The organism is Pseudidiomarina aestuarii (assembly GCF_003987355.1).
Taxonomy (GTDB): Bacteria; Pseudomonadota; Gammaproteobacteria; order Enterobacterales; family Alteromonadaceae; genus Pseudidiomarina; species Pseudidiomarina aestuarii.
The window spans coordinates 1,266,888-1,285,579 of the sequence record NZ_PIPR01000001.1; the positions used below are offsets into that span (position 1 = coordinate 1,266,888).

The following is an 18,692-nucleotide window of genomic DNA, read 5'->3' on the forward strand; positions in this document are numbered from 1 at the left end:
AAGATCACTTTCGTAAATAAATGTCGTCGTTACCCTCTTGGCCATCAGGACCAAGTGACTTCAGGGTATAAGGGCGATCTTCTTCACCGGGCATCTTGTACACATAGTCATTGCCCCATGGATCGACCGGAATATCTTCTGGAAAATAGGGACCCTGCCACCGCTCATTCTCGCTACTCAAAAGCAGCTCCAAGTTTGCGGGAAACGCGCCCAAATCCAAACGATACGTACTGATGGACGTTTCTAACATCCGCATTTGTGTTTGTGCGGTTTTAATCCGTGAATCGTCCACTTTGCCAAACATTTGGGGTGCCACCAAAGATGCTAACAAGCCCACAATCACCATCACAATCAGTAGCTCGATAAGCGTAAATCCTTTGCTGGCCTTCATCATTTTCATGCTGCTCTGTCCTTTCTTTCCATCTTTTAATTAATCAGTGTAGTACGGGCTACGACGGTCGGTAGAATTAAACAATTGAATACTGCGCTGCAGCATTTGTCCACCATCACGTGTTAACGGTGTCCAGCCAATAGCCCCGCGGTTACGACTGTGTTGCAGCTGTAACAAGTCGATGGGGATACTAATGTAGAAACCTTTGGTAAAGCTACCCTCACCGTAGTCTGCAGATGACACATTGGTTTTCGACGCAAAGGCGCCAACAATCATGCCGCTGCGGAACTTGTGCTCAAAGTTGATCTGCAACCCGCGATCACCCGCCAAGAACTGCCCCGCTGCTACTTTAAACAACGAGTTTGGCATAAAGTTCGGTTGCCAGTAACCCGTCACATGGCCAGTAAAGACATCATAATCGAGAAAACCAGTATGACTTTCATAGTCACGCTGTTTCACCCAATTCATATCAACGCCAACGGCCCAGTTGGCATCCAGTTCACGGTACAGTAATTCGGTTCCAACGCCACCAAACATGCGCTCCATATAACCGGCGTAGTAGGCGGTGTAGAGATTATCGGCGGGTTGGTCCAGATGACTGATCTGCAAGCGCTCCATCCAGATGTCGCTGAAAGTCACGTACTCGCGAATGTAAGTGCGTACCCGGGGTAACGGCGATTGGAAGCCATCTACGAGGAAATTAAACTCGTCAAAGTTGGTCATCAAATTACCGCTGACGGTGCCGTGAATAAAAGTATTCGGGGCTATCCACCAGTCACTTGTAACATCAAGACCCAACTGGTACATGTAGAAATTCTCAGGATTACCGAATGCCTGACGTAAGAATGGCTTCACACTGACGCGGGGCCAAGTAATTTGGATATCCCGTTCGTAGGCACCAGGGTTGTCGCGCTCGCTGAGTGGCGTATCTACCCGGGTGACGGCATCGGCAAACGTGGTGTTGATATCGCGTCGCTCAATCGCATCCAAAGCGGTTTTGACATCCACCACATCGGTTGCCATCTGCATATCATCGATGCTTTCCACGATTTCGTATTGCGTAATCGACTCAGGCAGAGCCGATGTGAGCGTACGCGTAATATTTTCAATGGCAAACGAATTGTCACGATAATACGACTGATAACCATAGATGCGCGCAGTATCTTCGGTCTCACTCTCGGCATTGCGCTTAAAGAACTGCATTTCACGCACATTCAATCCGCCGTAGCGATTGATTTCGCGGGCTAGACGTTGGAGTTCTTTTTCATCGTTCAGCGCAGCGACAGGTTCAACTGCTTTGTCACTGCCGCGCATAGGCACACTGCGGTCCACTTTGACTTGCCCAAGAGTCGTGAAATTGGTTCTGAGGGTAAAGCCAAACATCCACGTATTGCCGCGCTCATAACTCAGCTTTACTGCGAGATTGTCCGATACTTGATATTCGGCACCATAATTCCAGCGTGACTCGGCTTGTAGATTGCCTAAGTAACGTTCATTGCTGTAATCATTGCCGTCATACTCTGCTTTTAAGGTGAGTCCGTCGACTGGTGTGTCGTATTGCACGCCGCCAAACAAAGCAGCGGGTCCACGAAACCATTTGTCGATTTCAAATTTACCGCCACCGCCAAGGAACTCGTCGTCACGGGTACAAAAGCTATCCCGCAACTCACAAAATGGGTTCGAGATGTCGTCACCACTGCCGATATAGCCCCAACCGAGCCCTAAGCTAAAATCAAAGTCGCCGTAGCGTTTGCTCGCGACCAAGAATTCACTCGCAAAAACCCCGGTTCCCGCTAAGTCACGCCAGCCTAAACTCACTTGCGGTAAATAATAGCTTTCTTCGAGCAGCCTAATCTTAACGTCGAGACCTTTGTCTTTACCGGTTTGATCACCACTAAAGTTTGGATCGGCGCTATACAGAATGGGACGGATATCCACATACCGGATATTCGCTTCTAACCAAGGCAATAACTGCATCGACACCGACATGCGGCGGTATTCTTCACTATCGTAATAGGTACCGGAGAACTCGCCGTAAGGCGCCATACGTGCGGTCGGCATTTGCAATAGCCCAACTCCACCATAGGCAGTTTGGGTGGTGGTCATTTCGTCGGCTTGAGCACTACTCATGCCTAACAAAATGGCCGTCGCAAGCGCAGAACGCTGCCAGGTTAAAGACGTAAACTTCATGAAGTAGGATTCCAATAGCGCACCAATGCGCGTAACCGTTCATTCATTCCCTGATAGCGGTCAATCAGCCAAGCTTGGGGAATTTCAATCAACATAATGGCTCCATACGGCGCCACTTGGTTAGTATTGTTGTAATAAGCAACTGGGATATCGGTAATTTGTCCGGTTAAGTCAATTAAGGCAACCGACGCCAACTGGGGATAGCGAGAAAAAGCTTGTTGCTGCTGCAACGCACTGCGCACGGATAATTTCGCGTCATACGGCTGAACTTGAACATTCCCAGATTGCGTAAGACCGACTACCCGCCATGGAATAGCGGTATTGGAGCTCGGTGGATAAAAGAATTGGTACTGACCGGCTGGTAGCAAAGGATTGTGCTTGATGGCACGAGACGTGTCCGCCACCGACGTATAGAAACTTGGACGTTCATAGGAATAGCCGGGCTGCATATCCGAGCGCTCTTCAACTAGCGTCACGCCGATAGTCTCTGCACCAACCAGCGGCCAGGTTCGCACTTGCGCTGCCAACTGCCGGATCGACTCCGCTACTTGATACTCGCCAAAATCGCGGTAATAGGCACTCATGCTCAGTAAGTCAGTGACCAGCTCTGACTGTTCTGTGCGAATTTGCTGTTGCTTAGTGGCACTCACGAGTCGTGTTGCTGGCCAATAGGTACCCGCTGGAATGTCGGCAACTTGATACACTTGGCTCATCCGCGGGCGCGCATCAAACGCAAACGTTTGCTGCCCGACAGTGATAGTGACCAGAGCCTGGTCTTGTGCGTGCGATTGCGGTGCAATCACCACGAAGGTGGCAATCAGCAATGCCGATAAAAAGCGCATTAGTTTAAGTCCCCACTGTAGGGTTTTACCTCAGCCAACGACGCATAGCCATGCTGCTGAGAGAGCCATTGCTTGGATTTGACAGTACGGCCATTCGCTAACCAAAATGTATTGGTAAAGGTCTGCGGACCAAACAGGGTGTTCTCCGCATAGGTTCCACTCTCAGTCACTTCAATCACGTCGAGCTCAGTGCCATCCGGATGCGTGTAAGTTTGCGTTGTGTCGGCTACGGAGAAAGTACTTGAGATCGAGACCCGCTGAGCCTGCAAGGTGCCATGGCCAAAAAACTCTGCCTCACGCTGCCATTGCATCGGACAATCGGTCAGCGCTTGCTGTCCCTTCATTTTTTCCGTGAAACAGAGCAATGGATCCGCATGCGTATTGCTAATATGACGAGGAAATGCGTTCAAACCACTCGAGGCCACTATACGCCCTTGCTGGGTCACGATGACTTCGCGAGCACCTGAGACCCAATTGCGTTGCGGCTGAACATCACCACCACTGACCCGATTCAAGATAGCCGCGATTTGTGGTGAGCTTTCGGTTTTCAGATAGATGGTTGCAAACGTGAGGTCGTTGAGTGCACGTTCAGTGAACACAAAGTCTTCTGGTTCTGCAAAGGCTGTTTCAGCCATTTCCATAAAGTTGCTTACCCGCACACTACAGCCACTCAGGGCGAGCGCACTGGACAGAAAGACCAGCGGGATAACTCGATTCAGCTTCAACATTTCTCACGCTCTTAAAAAAATACCGCAGTGCGCACCTGCGGTATTTCATATCTATAAAGTCTCTACCAACTTAGTTTGAAACGGTTGTTGTGGTAACCGTAGTCGTTGTTGGTGGAGTAGTCACCGGAGGCTCAGTTACTGGTGGTTCAGTTACTGGAGGCTCAGTCACCGGCGGCGGAGGCGGCGGTGGTGGCGGTGGCGGTGGCGGTGGTGGTGGCGGTGGCGGTGGTGGAGGCGGCGGCTCAGAGTCGCTGCTATCCAACAACGTGACACCCGCAGCAACCGCGATTGCTGACGCAATAACTACTTTCGGAGTTACTTCGCCAAAACCGTTGGCTGAATCAGGGGCGACATCACCACTACCTTGCATAGCAATAGCGGCTGGCGTAAGCGCCACGCTAATTGCAACAGCTAAAGCAGTACGTTTTAACATTTTCATACACCTCTATGTGTTTGATTGGCCAATCGATAGTCGGACTCCTGTCCAACTATGATTGCTGCCAGATTAGCATGATGTTTTATTCTTGTGAAGCCACTTTGTGTAAATGAACATCCATTTGAGGATACGGAATTCCGATGTCATTTTGATCAAGCGCAAGCTTAATTTCTCGCATGAGATCCCAGTAAACGCCCCAATAATCTGTTCCTTTAACCCACGGCCGCACGATGAAATCAACGGATGAGTTGTTTAGGGCATGAACCTGAATATTTGGAGCTGGCTCTGGCAAAATACGTGACTCTTTCGCCAGTACTTGCTGGAATACTTCTTTACACTTGTGTAAGTCAGCGTCGTACGAAACACCAATCAGTAAATCGACACGGCGCGTATCTTCACGATTGTAGTTTGTGATGGGCTGCGTGGTAATTTGCGCATTAGGCACAAACACCACTTTATTGTCTGGCGTTTTCATGATGGTCTGGAAGATATTCACTTCTTCAACAGTACCGGATACGCCACCGGCATCGACATACTCACCCGCGCGGAATGGGCGGAACATAATAATCAACACGCCAGACGCGATATTCGAGAGTGAACCTTGCAAGGACAAGCCAATGGCCAAGCCTGCAGCACCTAAAATAGCGATAAACGAGGTCGTTTGTACACCTACTTGGGACAGCGCCATCAGTAACGCGGCAATAAAGATGACGGTTTTGATAATGGCGGTGAGGAACGAGATAACGGCGCCGTCCATACCGCGTTTGTGCATTCCTTTAGCCATCAGCTTCGCCATACTGTTAGCGACGATTTTACCCACCACCAGAATGACAATACCGACAAGAATTTGTACAGCGTAACCAATTAACGTTGATTGGTTGTCGCTGATCCAAGTCATGATTTGGTCCATAAAACCCTCTATTAAATCAAGTTTATACTAATGATACGGTCATAAAGTGTAGCTGGTTTAGAATCGAAACCCAAATGCGTAGCGCCCGGCTGCATCAGGTTGCCCAATAAATGGCAGCACTTCTTGAATCTCTGCAGGCGTTTCGATAGTGGGTTGGAAGAACCCATCAATGCGGCCACGTGGAATTTGTCGTGAGCCTTCCACCAACGCCTCGAAACTGAGACCTAAACGATTGGAGCTCGGCATCGTAACGGCAATTGCCTCGGCATCGGTGCATTGCAGTTGCATGGCAAAGTCACCTAAATCGAGCCATCGATTCTCCAGTTGTACCTGCACTGCATTCCCATTAATGGTAGCGTCAAGAGCCGAGCACCACGTAGGCTGCTGCCAGTCGGCTATTTGGTAATCTTGAATGGATAGGTTCCAACGACCGTCCGTTGGTACCAACATCGGCACATTCAGTGCCCGAGCACCCCGTAAAATGTCGCCGCTCAGGTTAGCACTAAAGGCTTGCAACCCCGTGCTAGTGGCACTGAGTGAACCTTGTCCGAAAACTAAATTGGTTAATTGCGGCACGTTAAAGTCGACTGCGAGCGTGCCTGTGACCAGTGCCCATGGACTCACCTGCCAACTCACTTGTTGCAGTTGTATTGGTGCTCCTGTTGGGAGGCGAGTTTCTACACTCGCTGCGCTTCCGCTCCATAACGAGCCCTGTAAGCCATGCAGGCTCACTTGCTCAGCGGCAGGTGTTTGCGCGAGCGTCCAGCCAATCAATCGCGCCGGCGCTAATACGACCAACGCAATCAAGTAGACGGGGATCAGCCACAGTAACCAAGTCCAACGCATTAGCCACGTACCTGAAGTTTACGGACGCGCACCAAACCAGGCGCACTGCCTTCGGCGACATCCAATGCTTCAATAACCATGCCACCTTGCCCTTGTAGGGCATTAAGCATTTGCACTAAGTTATTGAAAGGTGCTTCATCAATCACCACCAACAAGCCGCCTTGTCCCGGCTGCATGCGAGTGACGCTAATATTGCTTTGATCAGCCAAGCGAGTCACCCGTTGGGTCAAACTACCACTGGCTTGATTGGTGGTCATAGCAGCGCTGCCACTGTCACGGGCAGCTTTCAGCAATCCGGCCTGCTCGCGGACTTTCGCAAGGACCTGCTGTTGCGCCTGTAATTGAAGTTCACGCTCTGCAATACCGTTGGCGACTGGCAGCCAAGCAATCACATACACAATGGCAATCAATGCGAGGCCACCCAAGATGCTCACTAGCGTGCGCTCACGGGTATTCATTTTCTGCCAATAGGGGTCAATCAGTGCTTTGGTCTGCTGGCTGAGTGAGTTAAATACTGTCATTTGTTGTTGCTCCTACCTGCTACCTGACGCGCACTGTTAATGTGCCACTCACACCGCTATCGTTATTACTGATAGAGCCCTGCTCCACGTCATACGCACCAGCTTGCTGTGCTGCGGTACGAAACGCTTCAAAACTATTAAAGCGCTCAGCACGCGCTTGCAACCGCAGTTCACCGCGCTCAAAGCGGAGTAATTCGAGTTGCATGTCACCTGCTGCTTGAAACGCCGGCTGCAAATCAGTCAGTACTTGCATCACATTGCCGCTCACTGCTGCCGTTCCCACTACGGCCTCAAGTTGGCGACGTAGTTGCACTTCGGCATTCACAATTGGACCTTCACCCGGCACGACGTCACGATAAGTTTGTTCAATGGCGATACGCACTTGTTCTTGCTGCTGCCCGAGCTGAATGTAGGTTGCGACTTGCTGCACATACACCAATGCAATGAATACCGTAGCGGCAATAGCAAACGGGCGCCATGGTAAGTGAGTGCTTACCTTGCGACGTTTACGCGTGACCTTGTAGTCGTTCTGGCGCAAGTTGATGGCGTGCTTGTGCGCTGCGCTGTTAGCGCTGGCGACGATACTCAGCGGCACTTCAATGTCGGCTGCCTCTAACTTGTCACTGGTCACTTGTACTGGGCCAAAATGCACCATTTTGGTGCAATCCGCATCCACGAAAGTATCGAGGCCAAGACTGTCGAGCAGTTCTGCTTCGACTGCAAAACCCGACTGTTCACCATTGCGAATAATAACGTCGTGGCCGAGCTGCAACGCATGCGCTGTATTGGCTGGCGGCGCTGGCAACAGGTAAAAATCAGGGTATAGCTGATCGGCTTCAATATCGGCAGCCTGCAACCACTCCAGCCAGTTTTGCATAGCCGTATCGGAAACCACGGCAACCGGCAGTGGTGCTTCGTTACCGGCAACTTTAAAATTGGCAGGCCAAGCAAAATGAAGCTTGTCGATATCAGTCGCGAACTCATCTTCGAGTGCGTTAGGAACAAGCTGTGCCCAGAGTCGCTGCGAACCAGCCGGTAGCGGTGCCTGCTTCATACTCACCGCTTGCCCTGCTACAAACACCGCTACGTCGCGACTGCGCGCACGCTCGGTCAATTGCGCTAAATCACTGGCCTGTGGCAGCGTACCGCTGGCAATTAATTCGCTGCTGGTGCTATTCCAAATCAGCCAATGCACGGGTTGCTCAGCGCTTGCGGGCAGCCGAATGTACAGCGTTTCCATGTTAATCTCCTATGCTTCGGTAAAGTACCCGTGTCTGCTCTTCACCAATGAGCAAGAACGAACGGCCACGCAAGGTTAGATCACCGAAGTTAATTTGTGCTGTGACTTCAAAATACTGACTTTTCACGGACAGATCGTCAAGCGCTCCGCCCAATTGACTGACAACCGTTGCGTCAGGGCGGACATTGCCACCAAACTCCGGTCGAATTTGATTCGATTCAGCGCGCGACATTGCACTGTCATTGCGCAGATTCTCGGTTGATTCATAGCCCTCTTCGGGCCGACTATTGAGGAAGCTCTGCGCATCATCAACGGTCATCGCACCCAAAGTTGCGGCATACAACAATTCGGGCCGGTTCTCAGGTAGAGTGTTCGGATTCAAGGTCCATTTGGCATTGTTCGGCCACATACAAAGATACGGCTTCATGACTTGGTAGATTTGTGGTGTGACACCGCGAATCAAACGCAACTCCGAATACTCAGCCAAATAGGTATTGCCGGCGCGATAAGGAAACTCTCGTGATTCATAATCAGCGTCTTCAGCACCATAACTGCTGACCAAGTTCTGATCTTCATCAAGCCAATCCACGGTGCTGTCGACAATGGTATCGATGGTGTATTGATCGCCATCTTCTAATACAGCCATCAGCAGCATGCGAAATTGCGTTTTACGGCGTTCGAGAAGACCTTGCTGGTCTTCAGGTAGGCGCAAACTATTCACGTTGAAGCAGCTGTGCTGATCTTTAATAACGCCTTGAATGTCACCCCCTTCAACGGGGTAGCGCTGACCGCTTGAACTTTGTAGTGCCCACTCTTGCTGCACGTGCGCGGTAAAATCATCTTCCACCAACTCGGTTTGCAGTAAGTCGCGCACTATGGTCTCTGCGCTCACCCAGTACCAGTGGCCTTGTTCAGCCTGCTGCAAGTTGGCAGTGCGGAGCACGCTGGTTTGTAAGCGCTCGCTTAAGCTCATGGCAACTACTGCCACTATCGCCACCACCAGCAGCACGATGATTAACGCGACGCCTTGTTGTTGTGGTTTGCTTGCGCTCATGTGCTTACGCATTAGCCTTCTCCGCCATTCGGATTATCCGGCGTGTCCGGCTGCGGGTTATTCTCATCTGGGTTCTGCTCAATCGGCTCTGGCACTTGCTCGGTAAAATCACCACCATTGATGGTAAATACTCGTTGAATGCGGCCCCACCGCTCGGTAACCAATGTCAGTTCAATAGCCAAGGGGAGCTCATTGGCGAAGTCCCACTCTTCGAGCCATTCATCACTGCCCGCGGCACCAGCACCAGCATTATTACGAGCTTCATCAGCAGGTGGGCGCCGATAAAACATGAGCTCCATAGACTCGACATCTTCGAAAATGATTCGTGACTTCGCATCCTCACTGGCGCTGACATCGACATAGTAAAAGTTCTCACGAACCAAATTACCGTCGTTTAGCAAATAGGCAACTGGCTCGAGCTCACTGCGCGGCAGCATAGCGCCGGGGTTTAGCCAGCTATTGCGGACAAAAGCAAAGCGCTCATCATCGGCAAAAAAGAACCGGCCTGTAGCGTTTTTACGGGGCACCATAGAGCGAATATCACGCTCCAATGTGAGCATGGAATATTGCAGTTGTTGCAGGTCTTTAATGGCGGACTCGCTCTGCTCACTGGTGCGCATCATGCTATTGACAATACTCGAGGCAGCCACACCAATAATGGCAAATATAGCCATGGTTACCAGCACTTCCACTAGAGTGAAGCCGCCGTTGCGTGGGGCGCTGCATGACCGTCTCATTGGCGTATCGGCCCTTGATAAACACTGATCTGGTGCAATGGGCGTTGCTCAGGATCGTCAGCGGGTGCAACCCGCACGGTCACGTAATAAATACCTTCGTTGGGTGTGTCACTGACCTCAACGGTCCAATTAAACGATTGGTCGGCAATAATTTCGGTGCCATTGGAATTGTCGCGCGGCGGATACTCCAGTGACATCCGCGCCACTGCATTGCTGGCGGCATAACGCGCCAACGTTTTTTCCTGCATGTAACTGAGGTCATTGAGATGGCCACTCGAGGAGGAAATGCCGGCAATGGCAGCTAACGCGAAAATAGCCAGCGCCGCCATGACTTCAATCAACGTAAAACCTGTTTGATGGTTTGGCTTAGTAGTCATTTTCGTACTCCTCCGCCAACACATCGAGATAATCCAAACGGCCATAGTCGAGTTGGAAACCATCGAGGCTATGGATGCCTAGTTCAGGCGCTTCAGGACGCTCTAAATCAGTAAATGTCAGACGAAAGATCGGTAACTCACCACTGCCAAAAATAAATAATTGAGGGAACAACACCGGTCCTTCTGACTCTGTCGCTTCGGTATCCTCGTCGTTATCCTCAGGACTGAATAGCTCGATGACTTCTTGGTCATCATCAATCATGCCAATGCCTTGGATATCGACGGTCAGCCGCGTGTCCGTGGGCAACAGCTGCTCGCGTAAGCCACGCTCATCAAGGGCTTCCCAGCGCAAGTTATCTTGATTCCAGCGAACAAAACGATAGCTCTCATCATCAAAATGAAAGCCTAAAATGGCATGCCGAACCAGTGCATACTCACGTGCATATTCCATACGGTAATAGAGTTCTTGCACGAATTCGGCATTGTCGTCATCACGGCGGTCGGGCACTACAAAGGTCACGGCGGTTGCGAGAATCGCAATAATCGCCAGTGTGACCATCACCTCTATAAGCGTAAACCCGCGCTGACGCATGGAACTCCTTGTTGTTAGCTACTAGCGATTAGTTACTGGCTACTCGAAAACAAAGATCTAGGCAGTTCTCATAGCTAGTAGCCATTAGCTAGTAACGCTCTAGTTTTCTAAGTTCCAGTTACCGATGTCGTCTTCGGTGCCTGCTTGACCATCCGGACCCGCAGAGAAGATATCGATATCCCCATATTCGCCTGGATTCAGCATCATGTACTCTTCGCCGTATGGATCAGTCGGCAAACGTTGAATGTAACCGCCGCGACGGTAGTTTCGTGGGGCTGGCTCATACTGTGGCTCTTCGATCAGCGCCTGCAACCCTTGCTCGGTAGTCGGATAGACGCCGTTATCGAGACGGTATTGCGCCAACGCATTCTCTAGCGAGACAATATCGGTACGCGCTTTCTGCCGGTTGGCGGAATCACTCGCACCAATAACGTTAGGCACAATGAGTGCGGCTAACAATCCGAGTATGGCAATCACGACCATAATCTCGAGCAAACTAAATCCTTTCTGTTTCATATAACCCCCTTAAAAATCGTTGTTCGTTGTTCGTTGTTCGTTGTTCGTAAATTGAAGCGAAGTATTCGATACTCTCAGCGCAAGTCTCGAACAACGAAAAGCGAAGCGTTCGAAAAACGAATAACGGTATTTGCTTTAGAGTCCCATGGCTTGGTTTAGTGCCAAGATGGGCTGAATAATCGCTAACACGATGAACAGGACAATCCCCGCCATAGTTACAATCAAGGCCGGTTCGAATATTTTCAGAGCCACATTCATCGTGTTTTCAAAGTCGCGATCTTGGTTGTCTGCGGCGCGGCCCAGCATTTGTTCTAGCTCACCACTTTTCTCACCCGCTGCAATCATATGCAGCATCATCGGCGGAAAGAGTTTGGTGTTCGCCAAAGCGTTACGCAATGACGAGCCTTCGCGCACGCGGTCGGACGCTTCTTCGATGGCTTGTTGCATGGCGCGGTTGGTCAGTACCCGACCAGTAATTCTTAGGCCATCCAACAAAGGAACTGCCGACGCTGATAAGATACTCAGCGTACGACTAAAGCGTGCCGTGTTCACTGCTTTGATAACGCGCCCGAATAAAGGTGTTTTCAGTACCCAAGCATCGTATTTATCGCGAAACGCAGGCTTTCTCAACGCTTGCGTGAATGCAATGCTGGCGATAATCAACGCCACCAAAATATAAGGTCCAAAAGTTTGTAGGAAACTACTGATAGCGAGCATCACCGTGGTGGTTGTGGGGAGAGTTTGATCCAGTGAGACAAACTGCTCAACGATGTTCGGTACCACCGACACCAATAAGAAAATCACGATGCAAATGGCGACGAATGTCAGCACCATCGGATAAATCAGCGCTTGCGTCAGTTGGCTTTTCAAGCGATTCCGCTGTTCGGTGTAATCGGCAAGTCGATTCAAGACTTCGTCGAGGTGCCCTGAGCGCTCGCCCGCAGCCACCATTGATGTGAATAGCTTATCGAAGACATGTGGATATTCGCTCATCGCCTCGGCTAACGAATAGCCCTCGACGACTTTCGAGCGTACTGCCATCAGTAAGTTGGTCAGTCGTGCCTTATCGGTCTGCTCCGCAACGGCCAATAACGCTTGCTCAATAGGTAACGCACCTTGCACAAGAGTTGCCAGTTGGCGAGTGATCAAAGCTAAATCAGCGGCTTTGATACGACGAATTCGCGCTCGCGCAAACCAACCCGCAACACCACCGGCAGTCGATTCACTCGTGGCTCGATTTTGTTGCTCAGCGACTTCAACCGATACTGGCAGCAAGCCCTGTTCACGCAAAAGTTGACGCACTTGGCGTTCGGTATCGCCTTCTAGAACACCATTTTTTTTGCGCCCACTGGCATCCAGCGCTTGATACGCAAATGCACCCATACGTTATTCCTCACGCGTGACGCGCAAGACTTCCTCTAATGTGGTTAAACCCAGTGCGACTTTGCTCAAACCGTCATCGCGAATACTCGGGGTATGCTTGCGCACGTACTTGTCGATGGCTTGCTCGCCATGACCGTTGTGGACCAGTTCACGCACCTTCTCATCAACCACCAGTAATTCATGAATACCGGTCCGGCCGCGATAGCCGGTATGGTTGCACTTCTCGCAACCTTTGGCGCGATACAAGACCGCAGTTTTGCGCTCTTTCTTGCTGAAAAATTCGAGTTCGTCGTCACTGGGTTCATAGGTTTCTTTACACTCGTCGCACAGCGTACGCACGAGTCGTTGCGCTAGCACTGCAAGGAGCGAAGAGCTCAGCAGGAATGGTTCGACGCCCATGTCTTCCAGACGCGTAATCGCGCCAGCAGCGGTATTGGTGTGCAAAGTCGACATCACGAGGTGACCGGTCAACGACGCTTGCACCGCAATTTGTGCGGTTTCGACATCACGGATCTCACCGACCATGACTACGTCGGGGTCTTGTCGCAAAATAGCGCGCAAACCGCGGGCGAAGGTCATCTGGACTTTTGGATTGACCTGCATCTGCCCGATACCTTCAATGGCATACTCAATCGGGTCTTCAACGGTCAAAATGTTACGGTCTTTGGAATTGATATCGCTCAAGCCCGCGTACAAAGTGGTACTTTTACCAGAGCCCGTTGGGCCGGTAACCAAGATGATGCCGTGGGGCTTTTTGATGAGCTCTGCGAAAATTTTGCGGTTTGCCTCAGTCATGCCGAGCTGTGCCAAGTTCAAACGCGCGTTATTTTTATCGAGCAAACGCAATACTACCCGTTCGCCATGATTCGATGGCATGGTCGATACCCGCACATCGACTGCACGACCGGCAATCAGCAAGCTAATACGACCATCCTGCGGCACCCGTTTCTCGGCGATATCTAACTGCGCCATTACTTTGATCCGCGACACTAGCAATGAACTGAGTTTGCGGTTGGGGCGAATGACTTCACGTAGCACGCCGTCGATACGGAAGCGCACTAATAAATCTTTTTCGAAGGTCTCTATATGAATATCTGACGCGCCTTCTTTAATCGCTTCCGACAACATGGCGTTGATCAATTTTATAATCGGCGCGTCATCTTCGCTTTCGAGCAAGTCTTCAGTTTGCGGAAGTTCGTCGGCCAACGAAAATAGGTTCGTCTCGTTACCGATGTCTTCCATCAACTGCTTAGCTTCCGAAGAATCGCGCTGATAGGCTTGCGTTAAAATCGCTTCAAAGGTGTCGTTGTCATGCTTTTGTACGCTGAACGATTGGCCGAGCACGCGGCGTACTTCAATTAATGCATCGCGATCAAAGTCGGCGCGAGTGTGAACAATATAGGTTGCCTCACCATCCGGCTCATTGCGATTTTCTTGTACCACCACACCGTGCCGTTTGGCGAATCCAAATGGCAAGCGTCGCGGCGCTATAACTGCTGCGACGTCAGCGATTTCACTCATTGCCAGACCCTTCTTTCTGATCTTTGATGGCACCTTTCTCGCGCAGATATTCTTCATACCCTGGCGGTAATGCCAACGATGTATCAAACTCCGGCAGTAGAGGCCCTTTCGTGCGTGGCATAAGTTCAATACCATCTTCTTGCGCTTTCAGTTGCTCGGCGCGAATAAAATTGTATTTACGACTACTCAGGCCAGTGGCGGTAGATGAGTCACGTATGATCGTAGGTTTTAAGAACACCATCAAATTACGCTTTTGGCGAGTAGTCGAGGTTGAGCTGAAAAGCTTGCCAAGAAACGGGATATCACCGAGTAGCGGAATCTTAGAGACACTTTCCTGCACATCTTCATCGATGAGGCCACCGAGCACAATGGTGTCGCCGTCTTCGGCCATAACCACCGTTTTCAGTTCACGCTTGTTAATGGTGATATCGACCGACGTTGCACCACTTAGACTCGATACTTCTTGCTCGATTACCATCTGCACCGCATTACCTTCATTGATTTGCGGCGTCACTTTCAACTTGATACCAATGTCTTCACGATTAACCGTTTGGAATGGGTTTTGGTTATCGCTACCAATCGTCGAGCCGGTGATAGTTGGAACCGACTGACCAACCAAGAATGAGGCTTCTTCATTATCCACGGTCATAATGCTTGGCGTGGCCAAAATATTGGAATTGGTGGTGGTGCTGACCGCTTGCAAAATAGCGCCCCAGTCATTTTTAATCACCCCAATCATGGTGCCATTCACGTTGCCCAGTAACTGCGCCAGTAACTCGACATTACCTTGCTGTGCTGGCTCCTCGGTAACGAGTGGGTTGCCCGCATTATCGACTTCACGCGTAACCCGACCCGGCTGTTCCCGCGCTAAGTACGCTGCTGCAGCCAACTGCCCAATCGGCACTTGATTGCCATTGTTGTATTGCACCAAACCCGCATCTTCCGAAATCCATTGCAAGCCAAAATCAACACCGTCACCTTCGAATATCTCAACAATGATGGCTTCGACATGAACTTGGGCGCGACGGATGTCGAGTTGACGGATCACGTTTTCAAGATTCATCAACATATCGGGTTGCGCGGTAATCACCAGCGAGTTACTCGCCTCGTGCGCGGTGATACTAATATTGTTATTCGAACGACTACGGCGCTGCGGTGCACCCTGTGGCTGCCCCTGCCCGCCTTGCTGCTGTTCTGCAACCAAAGAATCTGACACACCCTGCAGTACATCGACCAATTCTTCGGCTTTGGCATACTTCAAGTACACCACCCGCGTATTGCCTTCGGTTTGTAGATCTTTATCGAGCTGCTCAATCAATTTCACCACGCGCTCACGGGCTTGCGGCTCGCCGCTGACTACCACCGAGTTGGTGCGCTCATCGGCGACAATTTTCGGGATTAATAATGCTGGCGTACCATCCGCGGTTTTCTCAAACAGCGCAGAGGCGATGCGAACGACCTCTGATGCGGACGCGTACTGCAACTTCACGACGCGAACGTCTTGATTACCAGCGCGGTCAACACGCTCAATAATTTCCACCAAACGTTGCACGGTCTCACTGCGGCCGGTCAACATAATCACGTTCGACGGGTCATACGAAACCACGTTGCCGCCGCCACTGGCGTCATTCAGCAAGCGCAGTAACGGGGCTAATTCACGCACAGAAACATTTAGAACAGGAACAACGCGGGTGACTAAGGTATCACCACCAAGCGAGTTGTCATCGACTACGGGGATGGCGCCATTGCGCGCATCTTTGTCACGCATAACTTTTATGACACCGGACTCCATTTGCACGGTGGCAAAACCGTAGACATCCAACACGTTCAAGAAAAACTGCCAATATTGATCTTCCGTCATCACGTCATAACTGCGCACATCAATTTTACCGCGCACATCAGGATCGATAATCATGGTTTTACCCAAGTTACGTCCCACTACCTGAATGAATTCAGTGATGTCCGTGTTCTTAAAGCTCGCGGCGTATTCGACCGGCTCTTCGGCTGCGCTGCGTTGTGCTTGGGCGTAGCTCACAGCTGAGCTAGCTGCAGCGGCGAGGCTCAATGCCAGCGCGATGGAGAGTGTGGAGTGACGCATGCGTATTCCTTTCATTCTGATTCTGCTTTTATTGTTCTGTTGGCACACTGAGTTCAAGATCAATGTACTCGTTATTTCGTAATACCGTTACCGTTACCTGCTGCATGTTGCCCAATTCACTGGTCATGCGCATGGCGGTGCTGGCATCGGTCAGGTTCTCACCATTAATGGCGACTGCGATGTCACCCGCTTGGAAACCTGCCTCATTAAAGAGTTCCGGTTGCGGCCCTGGATTGAGTCGAAAACCCGAAATGCCACCGGCCTCTTGTACCGGACTAAACCGAATATAATTCAAAATACCAGCACTACCTGCCTGGCGTACCTGCTGCACTTGATCGCGACTGAGCTGCGTTGCGGCACGGCGATTAATCGGTGGACGGCTTTGCTCTGCTGTGCTTGCAGCGGCGCGTTCACGACTATTTTCCATAGTCAGCGATAACCCCTCACTCAGTTCGCCAATACCTTCGAGCTCTAAGGTTTCAAGACGCCCGTTGTTATCCAAAATAACGCGGTCGGCATAGATCTCATGCACGGTCACTTGAGTGCCGGTGAGTTTCTCGCCCACTGCAAACACTTCTTGTGTACCGCGTTGCTCAATAATGGCTGCAGAACGCTCAGGTGTCGAGGCTGCGGATACACCCATTAAGCGCACATTCAACTGCGTTTTCGGCGCGTTGGTGGACGCCTGTTGAACCGTAGCAGCGCTACCAAATAAGTTGAGCCGGTTGATGCCGGCAACATCCACGCGAGCACGCGACTGCACTTGCGCTGGCGGCAACGGCCCGGCTTCAGGTGCAGCTGGGGGAGTCAAAAATTGCCAGGTTAGTTGGGCAACAAACAGTGCGGCGGCAATCGCGCAAATTGCGGTAAGCGTCCATAGTCCGCGAGCCCACCACACTGGGTTATCAAGTAGCTTCTGCATTTTCGTTATAATTTTGTGACGTCGCTTTAAGAAAATTCATTCTAGCGACTCAAATTGCCGCTGAACAGATAAAATTTGAAGAATTTGGTATCATAACCACCTTCTTTTACACAATCATGACTTCGAGACGTATTCCATGACCAAAGCCAGCCATTATCCAATGGATCAATTGCATCGTTACACCTTTGTCGAGCAGGATGTTCGCGGCGAACTGGTGCAACTAAGCAGCAGTTACCAACGCATGCTGCAGGGCCATCAATACCCAGCTCCGGTGCAACGTTTACTAGGTGAGCTGATGGCGGCAACCGCACTGTTGTGCGCAACGCTGAAATTCGAAGGCCATATCAACTTACAATTACAGGGCGATGGCCCGGTTAACTTTATCGCAGTTAACGGCTCACATCATCAAGATTTACGTGGTATTGCACGTCTACGTCAGGAAGTCGCTGACACTGATGCTGGGCTGACAGAGTTGCTTGGCAAAGCCTTATTGGTTATCACCTTAACACCCGAGCGCGGTGAGCGCTATCAAGGCGTTGTCGATGCCAGCGGCGGTTCTATTGCCGAGGTTGTCCAAAACTATTTCCAGCAATCCGAACAACTGCAGACTCGCTTGTGGCTGCACGCAGACGGTGAGCACGCTGCAGGCATGCTGCTACAAGTAATGCCAGCTAGCGGCCACGATCTGGCCGCGTTTGAGCATCTCGAACACTTGACTGAGACCATGACGGCTGCAGAATTGTTCACCTTACCCGGTGAAGAAGTTTTATTGCGCTTATATCACCAAGAAAAAGTGGAGCTCTACCCGGCGCAGCAAGTGCGGTTTCACTGTGGCTGCTCACGTGAACGCACCATGACCGCTCTGGCTTCGGTACAACCCGAAGAACTGCGCGACATTCTGCGAGAAGATGGTGCGGTGGTCATGACCTGCGAGTATTGTTTAACTGAATATCGCTTTACTGAAGCGGATTTGTTGGAATCGTAATGAACACTCGTTCGGAACCGGTACGCATCGACAAATGGCTGTGGGCAGCGCGTTTTTGCAAGACGCGCTCGGTGGCTCGGCAGTTGGTACAATCCGGGAAAGTACAAGTCGATGGGCAACGCTGCAAACCGTCCAAAACCGTTACCGTTGGGCAGACCGTGCGCTGCCCGCGCGGCCATGACATTTATGATGTGGTAATTCGCGCACTTAGCGAGCATCGACTCAGTGCACCATTGGCGCAAGAGCTCTACGAAGAAACCCCAGAATCCATTGCGCGGCGCGAAAAAGAAGCTGAATTACGACGCGTCAATGCGCTCTACAACCCGCACCCCGACCACAAGCCCGACAAGAAAGAGCGCCGCCAACTGATTAAGTTTAAGGCGCAGTAGCTTTCAGATTTGCA

At 51.0% G+C, this 18,692-nt stretch carries 20 protein-coding genes; 2 read left to right on the top strand and 18 right to left on the bottom strand.

What is annotated here, in order from left to right; translation table 11 throughout:
• Window positions 1-4 precede the first annotated feature (4 nt).
• From gspG (CWE22_RS05755) to gspC, 18 genes are all read right to left on the bottom strand, one after another.
• Complete coding sequence (gene gspG, locus CWE22_RS05755) at window positions 5-400, bottom strand: type II secretion system major pseudopilin GspG (protein ID WP_244595960.1); 396 nt, start codon at window positions 398-400, stop codon at window positions 5-7.
• 30 nt (window positions 401-430) lie between these two features.
• Window positions 431-2,581, bottom strand: coding sequence for a YjbH domain-containing protein (locus tag CWE22_RS05760; protein ID WP_169930394.1), 2,151 nt, complete (start codon window positions 2,579-2,581; stop codon window positions 431-433).
• On the bottom strand, window positions 2,578-3,423 hold the full coding sequence (locus CWE22_RS05765; RefSeq protein WP_169930395.1) for a capsule biosynthesis GfcC D2 domain-containing protein: 846 nt from the start codon (window positions 3,421-3,423) through the stop codon (window positions 2,578-2,580). The genes CWE22_RS05760 and CWE22_RS05765 overlap by 4 nt, the downstream gene beginning before the upstream one ends.
• Window positions 3,423-4,151: a YjbF family lipoprotein gene (locus tag CWE22_RS05770; RefSeq protein ID WP_169930396.1), complete on the bottom strand. Its 729-nt coding sequence runs from the start codon at window positions 4,149-4,151 to the stop codon at window positions 3,423-3,425. The genes CWE22_RS05765 and CWE22_RS05770 overlap by 1 nt, the downstream gene beginning before the upstream one ends.
• A gap of 70 nt (window positions 4,152-4,221) precedes the next feature.
• Window positions 4,222-4,584: a hypothetical protein gene (locus CWE22_RS12080; protein WP_211618622.1), complete on the bottom strand. Its 363-nt coding sequence runs from the start codon at window positions 4,582-4,584 to the stop codon at window positions 4,222-4,224.
• A gap of 85 nt (window positions 4,585-4,669) precedes the next feature.
• The gene (locus CWE22_RS05780; protein WP_169930397.1) at window positions 4,670-5,497 is read right to left on the bottom strand and encodes a mechanosensitive ion channel domain-containing protein; all 828 of its coding nucleotides are present in this window, start codon (window positions 5,495-5,497) and stop codon (window positions 4,670-4,672) included.
• A 57-nt stretch (window positions 5,498-5,554) separates the two neighbouring features.
• On the bottom strand, window positions 5,555-6,343 hold the full coding sequence (locus CWE22_RS05785; RefSeq protein WP_169930398.1) for a type II secretion system protein N: 789 nt from the start codon (window positions 6,341-6,343) through the stop codon (window positions 5,555-5,557).
• A complete protein-coding gene (gene gspM, locus CWE22_RS05790) occupies window positions 6,343-6,864 on the bottom strand; it encodes a type II secretion system protein GspM (RefSeq protein ID WP_169930399.1) in 522 nt (173 codons plus the stop codon). Before gspM ends, CWE22_RS05785 begins: the two co-directional genes overlap by 1 nt.
• Before the next feature lie 19 nt (window positions 6,865-6,883).
• Window positions 6,884-8,104, bottom strand: a complete 1,221-nt coding sequence (gene gspL / locus CWE22_RS05795; protein ID WP_169930400.1) for a type II secretion system protein GspL — start codon at window positions 8,102-8,104, stop codon at window positions 6,884-6,886.
• A 1-nt stretch (window position 8,105) separates the two neighbouring features.
• A complete protein-coding gene (gspK, locus tag CWE22_RS05800; protein WP_169930401.1) occupies window positions 8,106-9,170 on the bottom strand; it encodes a type II secretion system minor pseudopilin GspK in 1,065 nt (354 codons plus the stop codon).
• Entirely contained in the window at window positions 9,170-9,895 is a 726-nt protein-coding gene (gene gspJ / locus CWE22_RS05805; RefSeq protein ID WP_244595961.1) for a type II secretion system minor pseudopilin GspJ, read from the bottom strand. The genes gspK and gspJ overlap by 1 nt, the downstream gene beginning before the upstream one ends.
• Window positions 9,892-10,272, bottom strand: a complete 381-nt coding sequence (gene gspI / locus CWE22_RS05810) for a type II secretion system minor pseudopilin GspI (protein ID WP_169930403.1) — start codon at window positions 10,270-10,272, stop codon at window positions 9,892-9,894. Before gspI ends, gspJ begins: the two co-directional genes overlap by 4 nt.
• Window positions 10,262-10,864, bottom strand: coding sequence for a prepilin-type N-terminal cleavage/methylation domain-containing protein (locus CWE22_RS05815; protein ID WP_169930404.1), 603 nt, complete (start codon window positions 10,862-10,864; stop codon window positions 10,262-10,264). Before CWE22_RS05815 ends, gspI begins: the two co-directional genes overlap by 11 nt.
• 99 nt (window positions 10,865-10,963) lie before the next feature.
• On the bottom strand, window positions 10,964-11,380 hold the full coding sequence (gspG, locus tag CWE22_RS05820; RefSeq protein ID WP_169930405.1) for a type II secretion system major pseudopilin GspG: 417 nt from the start codon (window positions 11,378-11,380) through the stop codon (window positions 10,964-10,966).
• Window positions 11,381-11,515: 135 nt separating this feature from the next.
• Complete coding sequence (gspF, locus tag CWE22_RS05825) at window positions 11,516-12,763, bottom strand: type II secretion system inner membrane protein GspF (RefSeq protein ID WP_169930406.1); 1,248 nt, start codon at window positions 12,761-12,763, stop codon at window positions 11,516-11,518.
• A gap of 3 nt (window positions 12,764-12,766) precedes the next feature.
• Window positions 12,767-14,284 carry a type II secretion system ATPase GspE gene (gene gspE / locus CWE22_RS05830; RefSeq protein WP_169930407.1) on the bottom strand — a complete coding sequence of 506 codons (1,518 nt, stop codon included), beginning with the start codon at window positions 14,282-14,284 and terminating at the stop codon, window positions 12,767-12,769.
• The gene (gspD, locus tag CWE22_RS05835) at window positions 14,277-16,397 is read right to left on the bottom strand and encodes a type II secretion system secretin GspD (protein WP_420821026.1); all 2,121 of its coding nucleotides are present in this window, start codon (window positions 16,395-16,397) and stop codon (window positions 14,277-14,279) included. Before gspD ends, gspE begins: the two co-directional genes overlap by 8 nt.
• Window positions 16,398-16,410: 13 nt before the next feature.
• The gene (gspC, locus tag CWE22_RS05840; RefSeq protein ID WP_169930409.1) at window positions 16,411-17,304 is read right to left on the bottom strand and encodes a type II secretion system protein GspC; all 894 of its coding nucleotides are present in this window, start codon (window positions 17,302-17,304) and stop codon (window positions 16,411-16,413) included.
• A 136-nt stretch (window positions 17,305-17,440) separates the two neighbouring features.
• On the opposite strand from gspC, the gene hslO reads away from it, so the two are divergent.
• Together hslO and CWE22_RS05850 are read left to right on the top strand one after the other, a co-directional pair.
• Complete coding sequence (gene hslO / locus CWE22_RS05845; RefSeq protein WP_169930410.1) at window positions 17,441-18,289, top strand: Hsp33 family molecular chaperone HslO; 849 nt, start codon at window positions 17,441-17,443, stop codon at window positions 18,287-18,289.
• Window positions 18,289-18,678, top strand: coding sequence for an RNA-binding S4 domain-containing protein (locus tag CWE22_RS05850; protein ID WP_169930411.1), 390 nt, complete (start codon window positions 18,289-18,291; stop codon window positions 18,676-18,678). Before hslO ends, CWE22_RS05850 begins: the two co-directional genes overlap by 1 nt.
• Window positions 18,679-18,692 lie beyond the last annotated feature (14 nt).